This is a genomic window from Corticibacter populi (assembly GCF_004217315.1).
In the GTDB taxonomy this organism is placed as follows: Bacteria; Pseudomonadota; Gammaproteobacteria; order Burkholderiales; family Burkholderiaceae_C; genus Lampropedia; species Lampropedia populi.
Map to the genome: position 1 here is coordinate 662,180 of NZ_SGWR01000001.1, position 23,331 is coordinate 685,510.

The following is a 23,331-nucleotide window of genomic DNA, read 5'->3' on the forward strand; positions in this document are numbered from 1 at the left end:
ATGACACGCCCTAGTCTCGACCGAAATGTGAGAAGGCGTGAAAAAGCCGCTTCGAAAAGAAGTTACTGGCTGCAGGCAGCAACGGCGATATCAGAGGAGCCGGAAGTTTCTACTTCAGGACGGTACTGAGTCGGGTACAGGGTCATCCCTGCCGTCCAGCAGTAGGCGGTCCAGAGGCGACGGTTACTTGATCTCTGCGAAACAGCAGGATGATGGCAGTTGGAAGGCCGGTGGCAGCGATACTCCACTGTGACTTGCGTTATGACGCGATGATTGCCAGTCGCATGCTGCGCTGGAGGCTGGCAGCGATGGGTTCGGCAATGCCCGCCTGGGCTGCGTAACGCATCCAGTCCAGGGCACATGCATGGATGCTGCCCACGATGTCCCGGGCTTTCTGGGGCTTTATCCCGCAGAAAATGCCGAACGCTATCAGGTCGTCCAGTTCGAAATGGTCCCGCTTGCCATTGAGGCTCATCTGGTGCTGGTGGGTCCAACTGCCGCCGGGGTTGTAGGCGTAGCTCACATCGAATGCCGGTGACAGCCGCCATTGGCCATGGCGGTTCATCAGGAAGGCGATGTTCTTGACATGATCGTCCTGGTTGCGGATCAAGATGTTCAGCACCGCGCGCCGGAACTGCTGTTCAACGTCCAGAGCGGGCAAGCCAAGCTGTCTAATCGTCTCCACGGCCTGTTCGTACGAATAGGCCCCAGCCGCGTTGAAATCGAAATGGCGCAGAGCCGCCAGCGACTGCATGTGCAGCTTGCGGCCGCTGGCGTCGCGGTCGAAGCGGCGCGTCATGAAGTGTGCCCGCCCGCCTTCGCGATAAATGCGGCTTTCGCTCATGTCGATACCGGCGTCGATGGCCAGCAGATAGAAGCCATACTCGATCATGCCGAAGCCCTGCGGATCGGCCAGTTCCTTGTCGCGGTTGTTGACGATGCCATCGAACTTCATGAGCCAGTAGGAAAAGCCCTCTCCGGCCTTGACCTGCCCTGAGCGGAACTCGCCGGTTTGTTCGTTCCATGCAAGCACCGCCTTGGCACGTGCGCCGCCTGCCGATGTCCCCACCCGCAGGATATCCTCCAATGCCTTCCGGTCGTCCTCGCCGTGAAGCACGCCAGAGAGTCGTTCGCGATAGCCAAGCACCTCGTTGGCGAGGCGGGTCAACGCATCAATCTCGACCTTGCGCGAGCGCTGCGTGCCAGTTGTCAGTGCCGGGTGGAACTCGAGCGCCCCCATGCCTCGCGTGCCGATATAGCATAGCCGCTCGACAGGATTGAAGCTGCTGGCCGCCCGCCCCTGCCTCACCAGCCAGGCATCGATCAAGGCGTTGCCAAACTTATCCGGCAACGAATCGGCAAGCAGGCCGGGCAAGCCCTTGAATGCCTCCCGCGGCAAGCCCGGGAACTCATAGGGGTCCGGGCCAAGCGGCATCATGAGCGGCGCCAGCTCGATCCCGCTGCTGACGAAATCGGGCATGTATTGGAACACTGCCAGCTGGCGATCGTCCAGCCAGCTCACTGCGCCGATATCCCGGCCCCACAGGCGCACCGTGGCATCCGTCACGTTTCATCCTCCTCGCCCCAGGCCCAGTCCGTCGCCTTGGGCGTCGTGGGATTTTTCTCCCGTGCGCGGCGGCGTTCACGACCGCCATGCCTGACTCGCTCAACAGGCCGGACATCGGGGTCAGGCAAGCACTCCAGCAATCGATTTTTCAAGCCCAGCACGCCAAGGACCCTCAGCAATGTTTCCAATGACGTGTTCTCCCCTGCTTCGAGGCGCTTGATGCTGCTGATGGATGCTCCCGCCTCGCGCGCCACATGGGCCTGGGTCAGATTCCTGCTCAAACGCAGCTTGGCAAGCTTTCCCCCGAGGGAGCGCAGATCGCCAGCCAGGGTTGATGGTTCATCAATTTTGGAGTTCATATAAGCATCCCAAATGCTTCATATGCTACATCATAGCTCTTTTATGAATCATTAAATCTATAATCATAAAACGATCATATTAGATACTTTATTATCAATTTATGTTAATAATATTTCATATATGGAATATTATTGTCTGCACATGAAAGTCCAGAGGCAATGAGTAGCCCTTTCCAAACAGCGTGTTGCACACAAAACAAAACCGCTTGCCGGTGAAGGCAAGCGGCTGGCATTGTGAAGTGGCTGGAGATCAGCGCTTCTTCTCTGGTGGCAGATCGGTGCAGACGCCTTCGTAGGCTTCGGCCGCCATGCCAATGGTCTCTCCCAATGTCGGATGCGGGTGGATGGTCTTGCCGATGTCCACACCATCGGCGCCCATCTCGATGGCCAGGGCGATCTCGCCGATCATGTCGCCCGCATGCGTACCGACGATGCCACCGCCAACGATTTGGTGCGTTTCCTCGCTGAACAGCAGCTTGGTGAAGCCCTCATCACGGGTGTTGGCGATGGCGCGGCCCGAGGCGGTCCACGGAAACAGGCCTTTCTTGACCTTGATGCCCTGCGCCTTGGCCTGATCCTCGGTCAGGCCGACCCAGGCCACTTCCGGGTCGGTATAGGCCACGCTGGGGATCACGCGGGCGTCAAAGGCGGACTTGGCCAGCTTGTCGTCGCCCAGCAGTTCACCGGCAATGACTTCGGCGGCCACATGCGCTTCATGCACGGCCTTGTGTGCCAGCATCGGCTGGCCGACGATGTCACCAATGGCGAAGATGTGCGGCACGTTGGTGCGCAGTTGCACGTCCACGTCGATGAAGCCACGCTCGGTCACCGCCACGCCGGCCTTGTCGGCACCGATGCGCTTGCCATTGGGCACGCGACCCACCGCTTGCAGCACCAGGTCGTAGGTCTGTGGCTCGGGTGCGCCCTCGCCTTCGAAGCTGACCTTGATGCCTTCGGGCGTAGCCTCGGCACCGACGGTCTTGGTCTTGAGCAGGATGTTGTCGAAGCGCTTGGCATTGAACTTCTGCCAGACCTTGACCAGATCCCGGTCGGCACCCTGCATCAGGCCATCGAGCATCTCCACCACGTCCAGGCGCGTGCCCACGGTGCTGGAGTAGACGGTGCCCATCTCCAGGCCGATGATGCCACCGCCGATGACCAGCATGCGTCTGGGTTTCTGGCGCAGTTGCAGCGCCCCTGTGGAGGTGACGATGCGCGGATCATCGGGCAGGAATGGCAGCTTCACGGCTTCGGAGCCTGCGGCAATGATGGCGCGCTTGAACTGCAGTGTCTGCGTGCCACCGCCTTCGAGCTGCACCGTCAGATGGTTGGCACTGGCGAATTCGCCTTGGCCTTGTACCACGGTGACCTTGCGCATCTTGGCCATGGCGGCCAGGCCGCCGGTGAGCTTGCCAATGACTTTCTCTTTATGGGCGCGCAGCTTGTCGATGTCGACTTCAGGCTTGTTGAAACTTACACCCAGCTCGGACAGGTGGCTGGCTTCGTCCATCACCGAGGCGACGTGCAGCAGCGCCTTGGAGGGGATGCAGCCGACGTTCAGGCAGACGCCACCCAGCGTCGGGTAGCGCTCGACCAGCACAGTCTTGAGGCCGAGGTCGGCGGCGCGAAAAGCCGCCGAATAGCCACCGGGGCCGGCACCGAGCACGAGCACGTCGTAGTCGCCATCGACCTGACCGCTGTAGCTGACCGCTGCGGGAGCCGGGGCGGTTGCCTTGGCCGCGGAGGCAGGTGCAGCAGCGGGTGCAGGCGCTGCACTGGGTGTGTGCGCCGGGCTGGGCGCAGCAGCCTCTCCCACAGTTTCCAGCACCAGGATCACCGAGCCTTCGCTGACCTTGTCACCGAGCTGAACCTTCAATTCCTTGACGGTACCGGCGGCACTGGAAGGAATCTCCATCGAGGCCTTGTCGGATTCGACGGTGATCAGGCTCTGCTCTTCCTTGACGGTATCGCCAGGTTTGACCAGCACTTCGATGACTGCGACTTCATCGAAATCGCCGATGTCTGGAACCTTGACTTCAATCGTTGCCATGTGTTTCTCCTTCCTGGCTTAGAGCAGCACACGGCGGAAGTCCGCCAGAATCTGACCGAGGTAGGCGTTGAAGCGCGCAGCCGAGGCGCCGTCGATGACGCGGTGATCCCACGACAGCGACAGCGGCAGCATCAGGCGCGGCTGGAAGGCCTTGCCGTCCCAGACCGGTTCGATGGTGCTGCGGCAGACGCCGAGGATGGCAACTTCCGGTGCATTGATGATGGGCGTGAAGTAGCGCCCGCCAATCCCGCCCAGCGAGCTGATGGTGAAGCCGGCGCCGCTCATATCGGCCGGGCCCAGCTTGCCTTCGCGCGCCTTCTTGGCCAGATCGCCCATTTCCTGGCTGATCTGCAGCACGCCCTTCTTGTCGGCATCCTTGATGACGGGCACGACCAGACCATTCGGGGTATCGGCGGCAAAGCCGATGTGGAAGTATTTCTTGAGCACCAGTTCCTCGCCGTCCAGCGAGGCATTGAAATCCGGGAACTTCTTGAGCGCGGCCACGCAGGCCTTGATCAGGAAGGCCAGCATGGTGACCTTGATACCGGACTTCTCGTTCTCCTTGTTGGTGGCCACGCGGAAGGCCTCCAGCTCGGTGATGTCGGCATCGTCGTGGTTGGTGACGTGCGGGATCATCACCCAGTTGCGGTGCAGGTTGGCGCCGCTGATCTTCTTGATGCGGCCCAGCGGCTTGCGTTCGATTTCACCGAACTTGGCAAAATCGACCTTGGGCCACGGGATCAGGCCCAGCGCCGCGCCATCGGCACTGCCGCCGGCAGGAGCAGCGGCACCTTGTGCGGTCGTGCGCGCGGTGCCGGCCATCACGGCCTTGACGAAGCTCTGCAAGTCGTCCAGCGTGATGCGGCCCTTCTCGCCCGTGCCTTTGACTTCGGCCAGCGGCACGCCCAATTCACGAGCGGCTTTGCGGATCGAGGGGGAGGCATGCGGCAGCTTGCCGCCGAGGTTCACCTCGGCCGGTTTGTGCGCGGCGGCCGGCGCCGCTGCCGGCACCGGGGCAGAAGCCCTGGCCTCGCCCGCAGCCGCAGCAGGCGCCGCGGATGTGGGGGCAGCGGCTGCCGGAGCTGGCGCAGCAGCACCCGGGTTTGCACCGACACCCGCCGCACTCTTGAGAATGGCCACCAAGTCACCCTTGTTGATCTTGTCGCCCACCTTGACGGCCAGCGACTCGACCACGCCAGCGGCGCTCGACGGAATCTCCATCGAGGCCTTGTCGGATTCGACGGTGATCAGGCTTTGTTCTTCCTCGACGGCGTCACCGGCCTTGACCAGCACCTCGATGACCGCGACATCGCTGAAGTCGCCGATGTCGGGCACGCGCACTTCCACCGGACCGCCCTGGCCACCTTGGCTGCCGGCAGCCGGTGCCGCAGGAGCGTCGGCCGGCTCGGCTTGTTGCGCCGGTGCGGCGGCCGGGGCCGAAACGCCTTCGCCTGTTGCTTCCGCCTCAGCCTCCAACTGCAAGATCACGCTGCCTTCGCTGATCTTGTCGCCCAGCTTGACCTGGATGGACTTGACCACGCCGGCGGCGCTCGATGGAATCTCCATCGAGGCCTTGTCGGATTCGACGGTGATCAGGCTTTGCTCGGCGGCGACCTTGTCGCCTTCCTTTACCAGGATCTCGATGACCGCGACCTCGGCGAAATCACCGATGTCGGGAACCTTGACGTCTATCAGAGCCATGTTTGTTCTCCTTCTCGCTCACTCAGGCGTGCAGCGGGTTGATCTTGTCGGTCTTGATGCCGTACTTCTGGATGGCTTCGAGCACTTTCTCCGACGGGATGGCGCCGTCGTCAGCCAGCGACTTGAGCGCGGCCACGACGATGTAGTGGCGGTTGATCTCGAAGTGCTCGCGCAGCTTGTAGCGGAAATCGCTGCGGCCAAAACCGTCGGTGCCCAGCACGCGGTAGCTGCGGTCAGCAGGGATGAAGGGACGGATCTGCTCGGCGTAGTTCTTGATGTAGTCGGTCGAGGCGACCACCGGGCCTTCGGTCTTGGCCAGCTGTTCGGTCACGAACGGCACCTTGGCCGGCTCGGTCGGATGCAGCAGGTTCCAGCGCTCGGCCTCCTGGCCGTCGCGGGTCAGCTCGTTGAAGCTCGGGCAGCTCCAGACGTCGGCACCAATGTCCCAGTCGTTCTCCAGCAGTTCCTTGGCGGCGATCGACTCGCGCAGGATCGAGCCCGAGCCCAGCAGGTTCACGCGGTGTGCCTTGCCGTCGGCGGCCGGCAGCAGCAGGTACATGCCCTTGATGATCTGCTCCTCGGAACCGGGGTTCAGCCCCGGCATCGCGTAGTTCTCGTTGAGCAGCGTGATGTAGTAGAAGACGTTCTCCTGCTTCTCCACCATGCGTTTCAAGCCATCTTGCATGATCACCGCCACTTCGTGCGCGAAAGTCGGGTCGTAGCTCACGCAGTTGGGGATGGTGCCCGCCAGGATGTGGCTGTGGCCGTCCTCGTGCTGCAGGCCCTCGCCGTTGAGCGTGGTGCGCCCGGAGGTGCCGCCCAGCAGGAAACCGCGTGCCTGCATGTCGCCGGCCGCCCAGGCAAAGTCGCCGATGCGCTGGAAGCCGAACATCGAGTAGTAGACGTAGAACGGGATCATGATGCGGTTGTTCGTCGAGTACGACGTCGCCGCGGCGATCCACGAGGCCATGCCGCCCGCTTCGTTGATGCCTTCCTGCAGGATCTGGCCGGCCTTGTCCTCCTTGTAGTACATCACCTGGTCCTTGTCGACCGGGGTGTAGAGCTGGCCCTTGGGGTTGTAGATGCCGATCTGGCGAAACAGGCCTTCCATGCCGAAGGTGCGCGCCTCGTCGACCAGGATGGGCACGATGCGCGGGCCCAGCGCCTTGTCGCGCAGCAGCTGGTTCAGGAAACGCACATAAGCCTGCGTGGTGGAGATCTCGCGGCCCTCGGCGGTGGGCTCCAGCACGGCCTTGAAGGTCTCGAGCGAAGGCACGGTGAAGCGCTCGCTTGATTCCTTGCGGCGCTTGGGCAGGTAGCCGCCCAGCGCCTTGCGACGTTCGTGCAGGTACTTCATCTCCGGCGTGTCGTCGGCCGGCTTGTAGAACGGAATCTTGGAGAGCTCGCTGTCCGGCACAGGGATGTTGAAGCGGTCGCGGAACAGGCGGATGTCGTCGTCCGTGAGCTTCTTGGTCTGGTGCGCGGTGTTCTTGCCTTCGGCGGCCGCGCCCATTCCATAGCCCTTGACGGTCTTGACCAGCAGCACGGTGGGTTGGCCCTGATGGTTCTGCGCGGAGTGGAAGGCCGCATAAACCTTGAACGGATCATGGCCCCCACGGCGCAACGCCCAGATCTCATCGTCCGACATGTTCTCGACCATCTTCAGCAGGCGCGGGTCGCGGCCGAAGAAATGCTTGCGCACATAGGCTCCGTCATTGGCCTTGAAGGCCTGGTAGTCGCCGTCGAGCGTATCCATCATGACCTTGCGCAGGATGCCGTCCTTGTCCTTGGCCAGCAGCGGATCCCAGTTGCTGCCCCACAGCAGCTTGATGACGTTCCAGCCCGAGCCGCGGAATTCGCCCTCGAGCTCCTGGATGATCTTGCCATTGCCGCGCACTGGGCCGTCGAGGCGTTGCAGGTTGCAGTTGACCACGAAAATCAGGTTGTCCAGGCCCTCGCGCGCGGCCAGGCTGATCGCGCCCAGGCTTTCGGGCTCGTCCATCTCGCCATCGCCCAGGAAGGCCCAGACCTTGCGCGCGCTGGTATCGGCAATGCCGCGCGCATGCAAGTACTTGAGGAAGCGCGCCTGGTAGATCGCCATCAACGGGCCCAGGCCCATCGAGACCGTGGGGAACTGCCAGAAGTCCGGCATCAGCTTGGGGTGCGGATAGCTCGACAGGCCCTTGCCATCGACCTCCTGGCGGAAGTTCAGCAGCTGGTCCTCGCTCAGATTGCCTTCCAGGTAGGCACGGGCGTAGATGCCGGGAGCGGAATGCCCCTGGATGTAGAGCAGGTCGCCGCCATGCGTGCCGCCGGTGTCGGTGTCGTCGGCATGCCAGAAATGGTTGAAGCCCGCCGCCAGCATGTGCGCGAGCGAGGCGAACGAGGAAATGTGCCCGCCCAGGTCGCCGCCGTCCTCGGGATGCAGGCGATTGGCCTTGACGACCATGGCCATGGCGTTCCAGCGCATGTAGGCACGCAGCCGCCCTTCGAGCTCCAGGTTGCCGGGGGTGCGCACCTCGTCCTGGGGCTCGATGGTGTTGACGTAGCCGGTGTTGGCGGAGAACGGCAGGTCGATGCTGTTCTGGCGGGCATGTTCGAGCAGTTGCTCGATGAGAAAGTGCGCGCGCTCGGCACCCTCCCTGTCGATGACGGCGGACAGGGCGTCCAGCCATTCTCGGGTTTCCTGGGAATCGATGTCCACCGCCTGGGATGGCACATTGGCTGGGCTGCTTGCTTTGTCCGTCATAAGAAGGTCTCCGTTTAAGAATCAGCGGTCATCCACCATGCAAGTTGACAGTGACCAGCCTGCGAGTTTCGCATGGTTTCGCCATAATTTCAAATTAAGTCCGCTGTTTTCTCAATGCGAAATAGAGGCCGATTCGTGGCATTGCGCTATCGCCAATTTGGCAACCAGGCGGCAAGCTTGCAGCCACAATACTGGACATCCCTTCCCCGCAGCATCGGTAGATTCCATTGCACTCTCTTTCCCCCATGAACTCCAACCCCATCCAGGCCGGCAAGCGATGGTGGCGGCAACTGGGTTGGCGCCACCAGGATCGCCTGGGCAACCTGATTCCGCTGGTCGCGGTACTGCTTTTCGTGATGGTGATGGTCAGCGCCTTCCTTTTCTTGCGGATGGAGGAGCGCGAGCGGGAGGAGCAAGGGCTGGTGCAGCAAAGCCAGCTGGTGCTGCAGCGCCTCTCGGACCGCCTGATGGACCGCCAGGAACAACTGCAGCGGCTGGTCAGCAATCTCACCACGCCGGCGGTCGGCTCCGGGTTCGACCAGGCCGCGCGCCAGCTGCTCGGCCAGCAGCCCGAATTGCAGGCCGTCACCTGGTTCGATGCACGCCAGCGCGTCGTCAGCACGCACCATGCCGCGATGCTGCCGGGCCCGCTGCGCCGCATGGTCGGTCAGGTCTGGCGTGATGTCGATCTCTCGGCCTATCCCTATGGCCACTGGGAATTGGTGCCCGGCCGCTACGTCACGGGGGAGGAGAACGTACCGCCGCTGCTGCGTCTCTTCACCCCCATCCATGTCAACGATGCCTATCTGGGCATGATCGTCGCCGAGTATTCGCCCCAGGCCATGCTCAATGCCGTGCTGACCGGTGACAACGCCGCGGCGCTGGCCATTGCCCTCACCAGTGCCGGCGGCGATCTGGTTGCAGCCATCGGGCAGGCCGCCTACCTGCCCCGCTGGGTTGCCAGCGCACCGGTGGACGAATGGCTGGCTCCGCCCCGCCTGACACAGCCGGTTCCGCCGCTGGACGATGCGCTGATGCTGCAGACGGTGATGTACCGTACCGACAAGAGCGTCACCAGCTATGGCTGGATGCTGCTGCTGGTGCTGCTGGGGCTGACCACCATCGGCATGCTGCTGATGAACTGGCGCCTGAGCCGCCGCCGCTATCAGGCCCAGGGCAAGCTGCGGGCGGAATCCCACTTCCGCCTGGCGATCGAGAACTCCCTGATGGCGGGCATTCGCGTGCTCGACCTCTCGGGCAAGACCACCTATGCCAATGCCACCTTCAGCCGCATGGTCGGCTGGTCGGTGCAGGAGCTGGTCGGCATGACGGCGCCATTTCCGTACTGGCCAAGGGAAGACCGCGAGGTGCTGACGGCGCGTTTCCAGGCCGAGTTGGAAGGCCGCCATTACCCCGGCGGCCTGCAATTGCGCATGCTTCGCAAGAACGGCACCACCTTCGACGCGCGGGTGTTCCTGACGCCGATGTTCGATGACAAAGGCCGCCAGACCGGCTGGCTCTCGACCATCAACGACATCACCGAGCCCAACCGCATCCGCCAGCAGCTGGCCACGGCGCACGACCGCTTCACGCTGGTGCTCGAATCGCTCGACGCCTCGATCTCGGTGGCGCCACTGGGCAGCAAGGAGCTGCTGTTCGCCAACCGGCTCTATCGCCAGTGGTTCGGCTCGCAAAGCACCGGCCATCTGAAGTTGCTCAGCCAGGCCGGCGCCAGTGAACTGCAGGAGTCCGGCGACAACAACAGCGACGAGGAAGACGGGTTGATGGGCCTGCCCACCGAGGTTATTACCAGCGCCAACCCCGACCGTGCGGAGATCTACATCGAGAGGCTCGACAAGTGGCTGGAGGTGCGCTCGCGCTACCTGGACTGGGTCGATGGCCGCCTGGCGCAAATGGTCATCGCCACCGACATCACCAAACGCAAGCTGGCCGAGGAACAGGCCGAGCGCCAGGCCGAGAAGATGGAGACCGTCAGCCGCCTGATGACCATGGGCGAGATGGCCTCGAGCGTCGCGCACGAACTCAACCAGCCGCTGGCAGCCATCAGCAACTATGTGGGCGGCATGATCTCGCGCATCCAGAGCGGCTCCATCGCGCTGGAGCAGTTGCTGCCGCCGCTGGAGAAGACGGCCCACCAGGCGGTGCGTGCCGGCCAGGTGATCCACCGCATCCGCGCCTTCGTCAAGCGCAGCGCGCCCAATCGAGAGCGTTGCGAGCCGCAGCGCCTGGTGGGCGAAGCGCTGGAGCTGGCCAGCATCGAACTGCGCAAGCGCAACGTGCGCCTGAGCAGCCACATCGCGCCCTACCTGCCCAAGATCGAAGTCGATGCCATCCTCATCGAGCAGGTGCTCATCAACCTGCTGAAGAACGCTGCCGAGGCCATCGACGGAGCCGACCTGCCCACGGGCCGCCGCAGCATCGACCTGCAGGTCAATCGCGACGACGGGGGCGTGCGCTTTGCGGTGACCGACCAGGGGCCGGGCCTGCCCGAGCAGGCCACCCAACAACTCTTCGAAGCCTTCTATTCCACCAAGACCGATGGCATGGGCATTGGCCTCAACCTGTGCCGCAGCATCGTCGAGTCGCATCAGGGCAAAATGCAGGTGCGCAACCTCTACAATGAACAGGGTGAGGCAAGCGGCTGCGAGTTTTCCTTCTGGTTGCCCGTGGCCGCCAGTAATGGCACCTCCAGGGGGCCCGAGGCCCCGGAGGAATCGACCAATCAACCAGCGAGATGAATCACGACATGACGACAGGAACCAAAAAGGGCACGGTTTACATCGTGGATGACGACGAAGCCATTCGCGACTCCCTGCAATGGCTGCTCGAAGGCCGCGACTTCCATGTGCGCTGCTTCGACAGCGCAGAGGCATTCCTGAACCATTACGACCCGCGCGAAGTGGCCTGCCTGATCGCCGACATCCGCATGAACGGCATGTCCGGCCTGGAATTGCAGGACCAGCTCATCGAACGCAACTCGCCGCTGCCCATCGCCATCATCACCGGCCATGGCGATGTGCCGATGGCCGTCGACAGCATGAAAAAGGGCGCGATCGACTTCATCCAGAAGCCGTTCGAGGAAAACGCCATTACCGCACTGGTTGCGCGCCTGCTCGAGCAGGCGCAGAGCCAGTTTGCCGACCAGCAGCAGGCTGCCACTCGCGAAGCTCTGCTCGCCAAGCTCACCGCGCGTGAATCGCAGGTGCTCGAGCGCATCGTTGCCGGACGCCTGAACAAGCAAATCGCCGACGATCTCAACATCAGCATCAAGACCGTCGAGGCGCACCGCGCCAACATCATGGAAAAACTCGGTGCCAACACCGTGGCCGATCTTCTCAAGGTCGCGCTGGGCAGCGGCACCAAGGCCTGAGGCGCTGAACCTGCCGTGAGAACCAGTTCACGATCTTGTCGTGGGCCACGCAGGAGGCCAAAAGTGCAGCCGGGTGCGTTTTTAACCTCCTGCCCTTTACATTTATATTCTCCCGGCAAGCGCGCACTGCGGTGTGGCAAACCCTCGCCGGGCCACCGGCCCGACTGCCGTTTGCGCCTTGCATCGATCACCCCCTGCCCTCGCTGCTGCGTGCCGGCCGCCATGTCTCCCGGACATGGCGCTCTATCCACAGCGCCGGCGATGGGCACTCCCTGGCGGCCATTGGGCCGCTTTTGCTTGGTGACCATCCTGCCTCCCGCTGCCATGCGGCGCTGCGGGCATGGACTGGCTTGCCTCACGTTTCACTGACCGACCGACATGACCGCTCACATCATCGATGGACTTGCCCTCTCCCGCAAATTGCGCACCCAAATTGCCACCGAGGCCCAGCAACTGACTGCACAGGGCCGCCGGCCAGGGCTGGCCGTCATCCTGGTCGGCGACAACCCGGCTTCGCAGGTCTATGTGCGCAACAAGATCAAGGCCTGCGAGGACACCGGCATCCACTCCGTGCTGGAGAAGTTCGATGCCAGCCTCAGCGAGACCGAGCTGTTGGCTCGCATCGCCGCGCTCAACGCCGACCCGCGCATCCACGGCATCCTGGTGCAGTTGCCGCTGCCGGGGCACATCGACGAACAAAAGGTCATCGAAGCCATATCGCCGGCCAAGGACGTCGACGGCTTCCACGTCGCCAGTGCCGGCGCTCTGCTCACCGGCCTGCCCGGCGGCTTCTGGCCCTGCACACCGCACGGCTGCCTGCAGATGCTCGACGACATCGGCTATGAACTGCGCGGCAAGCATGCCGTGGTGGTCGGGCGCAGCAACATCGTCGGCAAGCCGATGGCACTGATGCTGCTCGCGCGCAGCGCCACGGTCACCATCTGCCACAGCGCCACGCCGGACCTGGCGCACTTCACCCGCGATGCGGATGTGATCGTTGCCGCCGTCGGCAAGCGGGGCCTGATCACCCGCGACATGGTCAAGCCCGGCGCCGTGGTGATCGATGTCGGCATGAACCGCGACGACCACGGCAAGCTCTGCGGCGACGTGGATTTCGCCGGCGTCAGCGAGGTGGCCGGCTGGATCACCCCGGTGCCCGGTGGCGTCGGCCCCATGACGATCACCATGCTGCTGGCCAACACCATCGAATCGGCCCGGCGCACGACCGCCTGAGCCACGCTTTCGCATTGACCCGGATCGCGCGGACCGGCTTGAAATCGTCCATGCCGGCCCGATGTGCAAGGCAAGGCACGACGCAGGCGCCATCGCATCCCATGAGACGATGGCGCCACGCCGCCATTTCCAGAACCCGCTGCTGACAGGACCCATACCGTGACCACTCCCGCCAACCCCTTGCTTGCCATCACCGACCTGCCGGCCTTTGACCTGGTCAAGCCCGAACACGTGCTGCCCGCGATCCGTACCCTCATCGCCGAGGCCGACGCGGCCCTGGAGACCGTCACGCAGGACGTTTTCCCCGCCGAATGGAACGCCATCTCCAAGGTCCTGGACGTGGCCACCGAGCGCCTGGGCACGGCCTGGGGCGTGGTTGGGCACCTCAGCAGCGTGGCCGACACCCCCGCGCTGCGCAGTGCCTACAACGAGGCGTTGCCTGTCGTCACCGAGTTCTGGACGCGTCTGGGCGCCAACGAGCGGCTCTACGCCAAATACAAGCAGATCGATCCCGCCGCGCTCGATGCCGAGCAGCGCCGCGCGCTTGAACTCTCGTTGCGCGGCTTCGTGCTCTCCGGCGCCGAATTGCAGGGTGATGCCAAACAGCGCTTTGCCCGGTTGCAGGAGCGCCTCGCCGCGCTGAGCCAGAAGTTCAGCGAGAACGTGCTCGACGCCACCGACGCCTATTTCTACGATGCCAGCGAGAACGAAGTGCGCGGCCTGCCCGAGGACGTGCTGCAGGCCACGGCCGAGGCCGCGCGGGCGGCCGGCCAGGAAGCTCGCTACCGCCTCAACCTGAAGATGCCGGTCTATCTGCCGGTGCTGCAGTATGCCGAGGACCGCTCTCTGCGCGAGCGGCTCTTCCATGCCAATGCCACGCGCGCCTCGGATCTGGCGCCGGCCGGACAGCAGCATCTGGACAACACGGCGGTGATCGAGGACATCCTGGCACTGCGCCATGAGGAGGCCCAGTTGCTCGGTTTCGCCAATTTCGGCGAGCTGTCGCTGGCACCCAAGATGGCCGAGACGCCCGAGCAGGTCGTGCATTTCCTGCGCGATCTGGCACGGCGCGCACGTCCCTATGCTGAGCGCGACGTGGCCGATCTGCGCGCCTTCGCCCGGGACGAGCTGGGCCTGGCCGATCCGCAGCCCTGGGACTGGACCTTCGTCTCCGAGAAGCTCAAGGAAGCCCGTTACGCCTTCAGCGATCAGGAGCTCAAGCCCTATTTCCCTGCGCCCAAGGTGCTGCAGGGCCTGTTCGGCATCGTCGAGAAACTGTTCGACGTACAGATCCGCACCGACCTGGCCGAGGTCTGGCACCCCGCCGTGGAGTTCTTCCGCATCGAGCGCCATGGCGAACTGGTCGGCCAGTTCTACCTCGACCAACCGGCCCGGCCCGGCAAGCGCGGTGGCGCCTGGATGGATGACATGCGCGGGCGCTGGCTGCGTCCCGACACCGGCAAACTGCAAACCCCGGTCGCCTATCTGGTGTGCAACTTCGCGGCGGGCGGCGACGGCAAGCCGGCGCTGTTGACGCACGACGATGTGATCACCCTGTTCCACGAGTTCGGCCATGGCCTCCATCACATGCTCACGCAGGTCAACGAACGCGATGTCTCCGGCATCAACGGTGTCGAGTGGGATGCCGTCGAACTCCCCAGCCAGTTCATGGAGAACTTCTGCTGGGAGTGGCCGGTGCTGCAGCGCATGACGGCGCATGTCACCACCGGCGCGCCGCTGCCGCGCGCCCTCTACGACAAGATGATTGCCGCCAGGAACTTCCAGAGCGGCATGCAGACGCTGCGGCAGGTCGAGTTTTCCCTCTTCGACATGCTGCTGCACATGCAGCCCTCGCCCCAGGTGCTGGCGCTGCTGCAACAGGTGCGCGATGAAGTCGCCGTGCTGCCTGCGGCCCCCTACAGCCGCACGCCGCATGCCTTCAGCCACATCTTCGCCGGTGGCTATGCGGCCGGCTATTACAGCTACAAGTGGGCCGAGGTGCTCAGCGCCGATGCCTATGCCGCTTTCGAGGAAGAAGTGCTGGAAGACGGCAGCCCGTCTCCGGCAACCGGCAAGCGCTACCTCGCCAGCATCCTGGAGGCTGGGGGCAGCCGTCCGGCCATCGAATCCTTCAAGGCTTTCCGCGGCCGAGAGCCGCAGATCGACGCGCTGCTGCGCCACCAGGGCATGGCCGAGCAGTCCTGAGAACCTGTTTACGCGATGATCGTGGTCAGATTCCGAAGGGGCCCATCAGGCCGCCGGACTCTCCGCCTGGCCCGGGGCGGGCGGCACGGCCGCCGCCTTGGGCTGAGCCAGGATCAACGTGCTGGGCGACGAGGTGGCGATGCCCGCCTTGGCCAGCCGCTCCAGGATGTCGTAAAGCAAGGCACTGCGCGCGCCGTAGGCCTGACGTGGGCTGCTGACATAGGCCAGAGCATTGAACATCAGCCCTGACGGGCCGACGTCATCCAGATAGACGCCCGGTGCCGGCGTAGCCAGTATCAGCGGATGGGCATCAAGCGCGTCCAGGATCACCTGCCGCACCCGGCTGGCTGGCGCATCCAGCGGCATCGGCAGCTTGATCTGCACGCGCCCGAGTGAATCGGCATAGGTCACGTTGCGTACCATCTTCGTGACGAACTCGGAATTGGGCATGATCACCGTGGAGCGGTCGCTCATCTGGATCTCGGTGGCGCGCACGTTGATGCGGCGGATGTCACCCTCGATGCCGCCGAGCGAAACCCAGTCACCCACCTTCACCGGCCGCTCGGCCAGCAGGATGATGCCCGAGACGAAGTTCTGCACGATGGCTTGCAGGCCGAAACCGATACCCACCGACAGCGCGCTGGCGATCCAGGTCACCTTCTCGAAACCCAGCCCAGTGGCCGAGAGCGCGGTGGCAATCACCACCACATAGCCCACATAGCCGGCCAGCGTGCTCAGCGAGGCCTGCACGCTGGGCTCCAGCGAGGTGACCGGCAACAGCCGCTCACTGGTCCACTGCTTGACGACGTGGACCACGCCAATACCGACGAGAAACAGCAGCAGCCCCTGGATGATCGCCATCGGCCGCAATTGCACTTCACCCCAGGAGAAGTTGCTGCGCAGATGCTGCACCTGCAGGCCGATGTTGAGCGGGTCGCTGCCATAGGAAGCAAACAGCAGCAGCACCGCCAACAGCGCGACGCTGGCCTGGGCAAGGCCCGCGCCCAGCACGACCCACTTCTTGCCGACCAAACCGCCGGTCGCATTCTGGTCGGCTTCAGCCGCGTCATCCGCAGCCGTGCGGCCCGTCAGCACCGCCGCCACATCGCCGATGGTGGCCGACAGGAGGTAGGCTGTCGCCAGAATCACCAGCGACCAGATCAGCTGCTGCAGTAGGAACTGCGCGAAGGCCACGAAGCCGCTGAGCAGGCTCACTGACGCCACCAGTAGCGCCAGCCCGAATGCGAGGCGCAAGGCCCGCTGGTAGCGGCGCAGCAAGCCTGCCACCCAGGTGCCGGTACCGGCCGCGGCGGGTTCTGGCTGCTGCCGCTGGGCACGTGCCACCCGCACCACGGCCGTGACCAGCAGGCCGATCATCAGCAATGCGAACACGGCATCCACCAGGATCACCGCGCCCAGCCGCGCATTGACGAGAGCACAAAGTTGCCGCGCCAGCCAGTTGCCCACCAGCAGGCCGGCCAGCACCAGTGGCAGGTTGCGCAGCGCCGAGGCCGCCGCATCGCCAATCGGCGGCAGCCGCCAGGACGGACTGTGCGGAGCCAGCAACGCATGCCAGAGCCCGGCGGCATAACCGCCGTACGAGACCGCGCCAATGAGCGCCAGGAACAGATGGCGCAGTGATTCTGGCAGCGGATGCAGCCAGGTGAACGCCAGGTAGATGCCGCCCAGCAGCACGAACGGCACGGTCACCGCCAATGCCACCTGCGACCATGCATAACTGCAGCGACGCAGTCGCCCGGAAGGCACCTTGCGCGCGGCCAGGCCCATCAGACGCAGGCGCAGGCGGCGCTGCAACAGGACGATGACAACGGCCCAGACCGGCAGCAACCACCAGAGCCAGCCCGGCATGTCCTTGAAATGCGCGCGCATTTCATCGAGCAGCACCTGGCCTCGCTGGGCATCGAGGGACGGGTCGGCAGTAAGCTCACTCCAGAAGCGCCCGGTCAGGATGGAAGGGCTGCGCTGCCACAGCTGGGCCTGGAACAGGGCGCGCCGCTGCGCAGCGAGATCGGCCAGGGTCTGCTCCAGATCAAGCTTGAGAAGGCCTGCCAGGCGACTTTCCGTATCGAGGTCCAGCAGCGCCTCGTTGAGCTGCTCGCGCTGCGTGGCGATCTCCGCCGACTCCTCCCCAGCGGGGGCTTCCCCCAGTTCGGCCAGCCGCGCCGAAATATCATCACGGCGCGGCGTCAGCGACGCGGTGTAGGCGTTGAGCTCCTCATAGGTCTGCAAACCCTGGCGGCGCAGGGCATCGAGGCCCTCGTCGTCCTCGATCTTCGGCAGCTCCTGGCGGATCTGCTGCAAACTCTGGCGCGCACCGTCCAGCACGTCACCGGCCGCACTGCCCTGCTGTGCAAACGCCTGCATGGTCGCCAACAACAGGCTTGAGAGAAACAGCACCGCGAACATCCGACGCAGCAGCAGGCGGCATGAATCAAGAGGAAGAATCGAACAGGTCATCCGGGTATCAGCGGGTTGAGGCATGGCATGCTTGCGCGAGTTTCATGGGGCCGCCGCATCCACACCCATGCGTGGAGGGCCAGCGGGCCCAGCCGGAAATGGCTCTCGCAGCCTGCGATTCTGCATGAACTTGTCGACCGGTGAGCCAATGCGCCTGTAGGTCGGCATCCCGTCCGTGCCTCGCCCGTGCCCTGCACGCACTGGCCCTGCGCTTATGATTGGCGGCATCTTTCCTCTGGCCACAGCCTCCGCCATGACCTACCTGCTCGCCCTCGATCAAGGCACGTCCAGCTCGCGCAGCATCCTCTTCAATGCCCGTGGTCATATCGTGACCATGGCCCAGCAGGAGCTGCCGCAAAGCTACCCGCGCCCCGGCTGGGTCGAGCACGATCCGCAGCTGATCTGGCAAACGCAACTGGCCACCGCCCGCCAGGCGCTCAAGCAGGCTGGCATCGCCGCCAGTGCGGTGCGCGCCGTGGGCATCACCAACCAGCGTGAAACCACCGTGCTGTGGCATCGCGCCACCGGCAAGCCGCTGCACCATGCCATCGTCTGGCAGGACCGCCGTGCCGAACCTGCCTGCGCAGCGTTGCGCGAGGCCGGACACGAGGAGGCCATCTTGCGCAAGACCGGGCTGCGCATCGACGCCTACTTCTCCGCCACCAAGCTGCAATGGCTGCTCAACCACATTCCTGGCGCGCGCGCGCAGGCCGAGCGCGGCGAGCTGGCCTTTGGCACCGTCGACAGCTGGCTGATGTGGAACCTCACCCGTGGCGCCGCGCATGTCACCGACGTCAGCAATGCCGCGCGCACCATGCTGTTCGACGTGCACCGCAACCGCTGGGACGAAGAACTGCTGGATCTGCTGGGCATCCCCTCCGCGCTGCTGCCCCGCGTGCAGCCATCGGCCAGCGCGTTCGGAGTGGTGCATGCCGACTGGCTGGGCGCCGAGCTGCCGATTGGCGGCGTCGCCGGTGACCAGCAAAGCGCCCTGTTCGGCCAGGCCTGCTTCTCGGGCGGCATGACCAAGAATACCTATGGCACCGGCTGCTTCATGCTCATGCACACCGGCGGGGATTTCCAGCGCTCGGCCAACGGGCTGGTCACGACCAGTGCCGCACAGGCCACCGAGGCACCCCAGTTCGCGCTGGAGGGCAGCGTGTTCGTCGGCGGTGCCGTGGTGCAATGGCTGCGCGATGGTCTCAAGGCCATCAGCAGCAGCGATGAAGTGCAGCACCTGGCCGAAACCGTGCCCGACGCTGGCGGCGTGATGCTGGTGCCGGCCTTCACCGGACTGGGTGCGCCCTACTGGCAGCCCGATGCGCGCGGCACCATCACCGGCATCACGCGCGGCACCAGCATCGCCCACATCGCCCGCGCCGCGCTCGACAGCATCGCCTACCAGAGCGCTGCACTACTGCTGGCCATGGGCCGCGACGTGCAAGACGCGGGTGGCGTGCCGGTGGCGGAGCTGCGGGTAGACGGTGGTGCCTGCGTCAACGACCTGCTGATGCAGTTCCAGGCCGACCTGCTGGGCATCCCGGTGCTGCGCCCGGCGGTGGTGGAGACCACCGCGCTGGGCGCCGCCTGGCTGGCCGGCCTGAGCTGCGGCCTCTATGCTGGTACTGATGAGCTGCAAAGCCTGTGGCAGGCCGAGCGGCAGTTCTTCCCGACCATGGCGCCCGAGCGCGCCGCCGAGCTGATGCAGGCCTGGGAGCACGCGGTACGCCAGGCCGTGGTGGCGTAAGAATCTCTTCAAAGGCCGGCGGGCATGCCCGTCGTGCGTCTGCGTCAGCCGGCTTACACGTGCAGCTTTCACGGCATCACCGGCTGTGATCTCCTTGCTGGCGTTGGAGCGGCGTCACCGCCGCCCGGCACCACGGGGACGCCGTTGCCACAGCGAAAAAACTTTTCTTTATCAGGCATTTGCAGTAGGCTGGTCTTTGCGTTTGCGCAAACTTTGAACGGACGATGTAAATAATCGTTAAAATTCAGTAATTACTGAAATTACATGAATTGAAAGTTCGATCGGAACCATGCCTTCCCCCCACGCTGTCGACAAGGCGCTATCGGTACCCGAGCTGCCATCCCTGCTGCATGGGGTGGCGGCGTGGCCGTGGGTCGCACAGGCATGGTTGCTCGCGGGAGCGGTGGCCGCGCTGGCTGCCGATGCGGCCACCATCCATTGGAGCGGCGCACTGCAGGCCGCGCTGGGCATCGTGCTGATCGGCATGCTGCGTGCCAGCCTGGAGTACTGGAGCAGCAGGCGCAGCCAGCTGCAGGCGCGCACTCACCTGACCCAACTGCGCCAGCAGGCCAGCCTGGCATTGCAGGTGCAGTCGCCGCTGGACCAGCGACGCCCGGCCTCCGGGGCGCTGACCAGCGCCTGGGTCGAACAGGCCGAGGCCATCGTGCCCTGGCTTTCCCGTTACCGGAACGCCCAGTGGCGGGTCCTGCTGGCGCCGCCGCTGATCCTGCTGTGCGTGGCATGGCACTCGTGGCTGGCGGCATTGGTGCTGCTGCTGGCGGCCCCCATGATTCCCTTGTTCATGGCCATCGTCGGCTGGCGCGCCCAGGCCATCAGCGCCGCGCAGATGGTGGAACTTGGCCAGATGCACGGATTCCTGCTCGACCGCCTGCGCGGCCTTGCCACGCTGCGCGCCATGGATGCCGTTGGCGCCACCGCTCGTCGTCTGCGCGAGCGCGGCCTGGATCTGGCAGCGCGCAGCATGCGCGTGTTGCGGGTGGCCTTTCTTTCATCCGCGGTGCTGGAGCTGTTCGCCGCGCTAGGGGTGGCCCTGGTGGCGGTGTACGTGGGCTTTCACCTGTTGGGGCAACTGCCTTTCGGCACCTGGGGCGGCCCGCTCGACCTGCGGGCCGGGCTCTTCATCCTGCTGCTGGCGCCGAGTTTCTTCGAACCTTTGCGCGAGCTTTCGGCCGTTTGGCACGACCGCGCCAATGGCTTGGCTGGCGCACAAAGTCTGGCCGGGCTGTCCACGCCGCTTACTCCCCTGGTCCTGGGCAAACCGCAGATGCAGGTGACGCCGCAGGGGCAACCGATGCCCGCCCTGTCGGTGGAGTTCCGCCAGGTGGAGCTGGTCATGCCCGATGCACTGGCGCCGCTGCCCAGGCTCGACGGCTTCATTCCCGCCGGCGCGCATGTGGCCATCACCGGCGCCAGTGGCAGTGGCAAAAGCCTGGTACTGGCGCTGGTCGCGGGTCTGTTGCGGCCGCAGACCGGCGAAGTCCGCATTGACGGCCAAGCCATGGATGAGGCGCATGCCGCCGGCCTGCGCCAGCGCATCGGCTGGATGGGCCAGCAGCCCCACATCTTCGCCGCTTCGGCATGGCGCAACATCACGCTGGGCCGCCCACAGATCGATCATGCCGATCTGCGCGCCACGCTGCAGGCCACCGGCCTGGCGGGCGAGGTGACAGCCCTGACCGAGACCCCGCTGGGTGAAGGCGGGGCCGGCATTTCGGGCGGCGAGGCGGTGCGACTGATGCTGGCGCGACTGGCCGCGCAGCAATCGGCCGGCTTGCTGCTGCTTGACGAGCCCACGGCCCACCTCGATGCCGAGACCGCGTCACAAGTCATCAGTGCCATCGAGACGCTCGCCGAAGGCAGGACCTTGCTGGTGGCCACGCATGACCCGCAGCTGATCGCGCGGCTGCCGCTGCGCATCGCCATCGATGCCGACAGCGCTCGCTTCGAGACGGCGACGGGCGGAATCGTGGGCAAACGGGAGGAGGCACCATGAGCGGTAACACCCCCACCAGGCCCAAGCCCCTTGCGAACCGCAACAGGCAAGCCTTGCGCACGCTGCTGGGCAGCCTGCTGCACGGGCACTGGCGCGCCATGGCCCTGGGCATGCTGCTGGCCGCCTGCACCACGCTGACGGGCGCGGCGCTGCTGGGCCTCTCGGGCTGGTTCATCACGGCCACCGCCATCGCCGGCCTCTCCAGTGCCGCAGCACTGGCCTTCAACGTGTTCACACCATCGGCCGGCATCCGTCTGCTGGCGCTGGGCCGCACAGCCTCGCGCTATGGTGAGCGGCTGGTCACGCACGCTGCCACGCTGGCGGCGCTGGTGGATGTGCGCGAACGGCTGTTTCGCGCTTTTGCCAGGCCGCTTGCGGCGCGGCCATGGCAGCTGCGTCCGGCACGCCTGCTGTTTCGGCTCACGCGCGACCTCGACGCAGCCGAGTCCCTCTACCTGAGGCTGCTGGTGCCTTTGTGCGCGGCGCTGGCGATGACGCTGGGCATGGCCGGCTGGCTGGCCTGGCTCAGCCCCTGGCTGGGCCTCGCCGCCCTGCTGTGGCTGCTGGCCACGGGCTTGGGCATCTCCGGCTGGCTGCTGCGAAGCAGCGCGCGCCTCTCGGCGGAGCAGATGCGGCTGACCGAGCAGTTGCGCACCCGGATGAGCGACCTCTGCGCCGGCCAGACCGATCTGCTGATGGCAGGCCAGTACGAGGCGCGACGCCAGCAGTTGCTGGCCGCCGAACGCCGACTCGCGCGTCTCGACGATCGCCTGCAGCAACGCGATGCCATGGCCGGCTGGACCTGGCAGGCGCTGCATTCGGCCACGCTGGCTGCGGCGCTGCTGGCGGGCAGCTGGCTCGTCTGGCAGGGCCGCATTGGCGCCGCCAGCGCGGCCCTGCTGGCCTTGATGGTGCTGGCTGCAACCGAAGCTTTCGCAGCGCTGCGCCGCGGTGCCCAGGACTGGGGCCGGGCCTTGCTGTCGGCGCGGCGGCTCCAGGCGCCGCTGCAGGCGGGCGGCACAGCCGGTGGCCCGCCATCATTGCCGGCGCCGCCGGCAGGCATGGCACTGCAAATGCGGGATGCGCGCGCCCTGCTCCGCCCAGAGGCCGGCGGGCGCTTTTCCGCGGGGGTGACGCTGCAGATCGCCGAGGGCGAGCGCGTGGCCCTGGTGGGCCCCAGCGGCTGCGGCAAGTCGACGCTGCTGGCGCTGGCCTGCGGGGAGCGCCGGCCGGCACAGGGCCATATTGCCGCGCTGCCGGCCTGCTGGCTGACGCAGCGCACCGAACTGTTCCAGGACAGCCTGCGGGGCAACCTCAATCTGCAGGAACGCCCGCTGGACGATGCGCAGTTGATGCAGGGGCTGCGCGATGCGGGCCTCGCAGAGCTGGTGGCGGAGCGCCAGGGCGGGCTGGACTGCCTGCTGGGCGAAGGCGGCCTGGGCCTCTCTGGCGGACAGGCGCGGCGCCTGGCGCTGGCACGGCTGCTACTGTCGCAACAGCGCTTCTGGCTGCTCGATGAGCCGACCGAGGGCATCGATGCCGAGGTGGCCCATGATGTGCTGCAGCGCCTTGCCGCCCACATTGGCACGCGTACGGTGCTGATGGCCACCCACCTGCGGCGCGAGGCCCGGCTGGCCTCGCGCCTGATCGAACTCGCCCCGGGCGGACGCATTCTGGCCGATGTGCGCCATGGCGATGCCGCCTATGACGATTTGCTGCGGCGGCTGCGGCCCGACTGAGCCAAACCCGCCCGATTCTTCCCGAACACTGGCACCAGCGCCGATGTTCCACTCTCCCTCCCGCCCCATCGATATTCCCTCATCAAGAAAGGCCTAGC

13 protein-coding genes are annotated in these 23,331 nt (G+C 65.2%); 7 read left to right on the forward strand and 6 right to left on the reverse strand.

What is annotated here, in order from left to right:
• Positions 1–259: 259 nt before the first annotated feature.
• The 5 genes from EV687_RS03015 to aceE all read right to left on the reverse strand — a co-directional run bounded on the left by EV687_RS03015 (position 260) and on the right by aceE (position 8,426).
• Positions 260–1,567: a type II toxin-antitoxin system HipA family toxin gene (locus tag EV687_RS03015; protein ID WP_122226379.1), complete on the reverse strand. Its 1,308-nt coding sequence runs from the start codon at positions 1,565–1,567 to the stop codon at positions 260–262.
• Entirely contained in the window at positions 1,564–1,926 is a 363-nt protein-coding gene (locus EV687_RS03020; RefSeq protein WP_122226380.1) for a helix-turn-helix domain-containing protein, read from the reverse strand. Before EV687_RS03020 ends, EV687_RS03015 begins: the two co-directional genes overlap by 4 nt.
• 250 nt (positions 1,927–2,176) lie before the next feature.
• A complete protein-coding gene (lpdA, locus tag EV687_RS03025) occupies positions 2,177–3,976 on the reverse strand; it encodes a dihydrolipoyl dehydrogenase (protein ID WP_122226381.1) in 1,800 nt (599 codons plus the stop codon).
• 18 nt (positions 3,977–3,994) lie between these two features.
• Positions 3,995–5,677 (reverse strand): dihydrolipoyllysine-residue acetyltransferase, encoded by a 1,683-nt coding sequence (gene aceF, locus EV687_RS03030; RefSeq protein WP_122226382.1) that lies wholly within the window; start codon positions 5,675–5,677, stop codon positions 3,995–3,997.
• 22 nt (positions 5,678–5,699) lie between these two features.
• Positions 5,700–8,426: a pyruvate dehydrogenase (acetyl-transferring), homodimeric type gene (aceE, locus tag EV687_RS03035; RefSeq protein WP_122226383.1), complete on the reverse strand. Its 2,727-nt coding sequence runs from the start codon at positions 8,424–8,426 to the stop codon at positions 5,700–5,702.
• Positions 8,427–8,671: 245 nt separating this feature from the next.
• Here aceE and EV687_RS03040 point away from each other — a divergent pair, with 245 nt between their 5' ends.
• The 4 genes from EV687_RS03040 (at position 8,672) to EV687_RS03055 (ending at position 15,255) form a co-directional block, all read left to right on the forward strand.
• On the forward strand, positions 8,672–11,185 hold the full coding sequence (locus EV687_RS03040) for a PAS domain-containing sensor histidine kinase (protein WP_122226384.1): 2,514 nt from the start codon (positions 8,672–8,674) through the stop codon (positions 11,183–11,185).
• An 8-nt stretch (positions 11,186–11,193) separates the two neighbouring features.
• Entirely contained in the window at positions 11,194–11,817 is a 624-nt protein-coding gene (locus tag EV687_RS03045; RefSeq protein WP_122227140.1) for a response regulator transcription factor, read from the forward strand.
• Between the two features lie 378 nt (positions 11,818–12,195).
• Positions 12,196–13,050, forward strand: coding sequence for a bifunctional methylenetetrahydrofolate dehydrogenase/methenyltetrahydrofolate cyclohydrolase FolD (gene folD, locus EV687_RS03050; protein WP_122226385.1), 855 nt, complete (start codon positions 12,196–12,198; stop codon positions 13,048–13,050).
• A gap of 159 nt (positions 13,051–13,209) precedes the next feature.
• Positions 13,210–15,255, forward strand: coding sequence for a M3 family metallopeptidase (locus tag EV687_RS03055; protein WP_122226386.1), 2,046 nt, complete (start codon positions 13,210–13,212; stop codon positions 15,253–15,255).
• A gap of 45 nt (positions 15,256–15,300) precedes the next feature.
• Here the strand turns inward: EV687_RS03055 and EV687_RS03060 are convergent, their stop codons facing one another.
• Positions 15,301–17,673 (reverse strand): DUF3772 domain-containing protein, encoded by a 2,373-nt coding sequence (locus EV687_RS03060; protein ID WP_162846533.1) that lies wholly within the window; start codon positions 17,671–17,673, stop codon positions 15,301–15,303.
• A 313-nt stretch (positions 17,674–17,986) separates the two neighbouring features.
• On the opposite strand from EV687_RS03060, the gene glpK reads away from it, so the two are divergent.
• From glpK to EV687_RS03075, 3 genes are all read left to right on the forward strand, one after another.
• Positions 17,987–19,480, forward strand: a complete 1,494-nt coding sequence (gene glpK / locus EV687_RS03065) for a glycerol kinase GlpK (RefSeq protein ID WP_122227142.1) — start codon at positions 17,987–17,989, stop codon at positions 19,478–19,480.
• Between the two features lie 289 nt (positions 19,481–19,769).
• Positions 19,770–21,494, forward strand: a complete 1,725-nt coding sequence (cydD, locus tag EV687_RS03070) for a thiol reductant ABC exporter subunit CydD (protein WP_122226388.1) — start codon at positions 19,770–19,772, stop codon at positions 21,492–21,494.
• Positions 21,491–23,233 (forward strand): amino acid ABC transporter ATP-binding/permease protein, encoded by a 1,743-nt coding sequence (locus EV687_RS03075; protein ID WP_207226368.1) that lies wholly within the window; start codon positions 21,491–21,493, stop codon positions 23,231–23,233. Before cydD ends, EV687_RS03075 begins: the two co-directional genes overlap by 4 nt.
• The last annotated feature ends 98 nt before the right edge of the window (positions 23,234–23,331 follow it).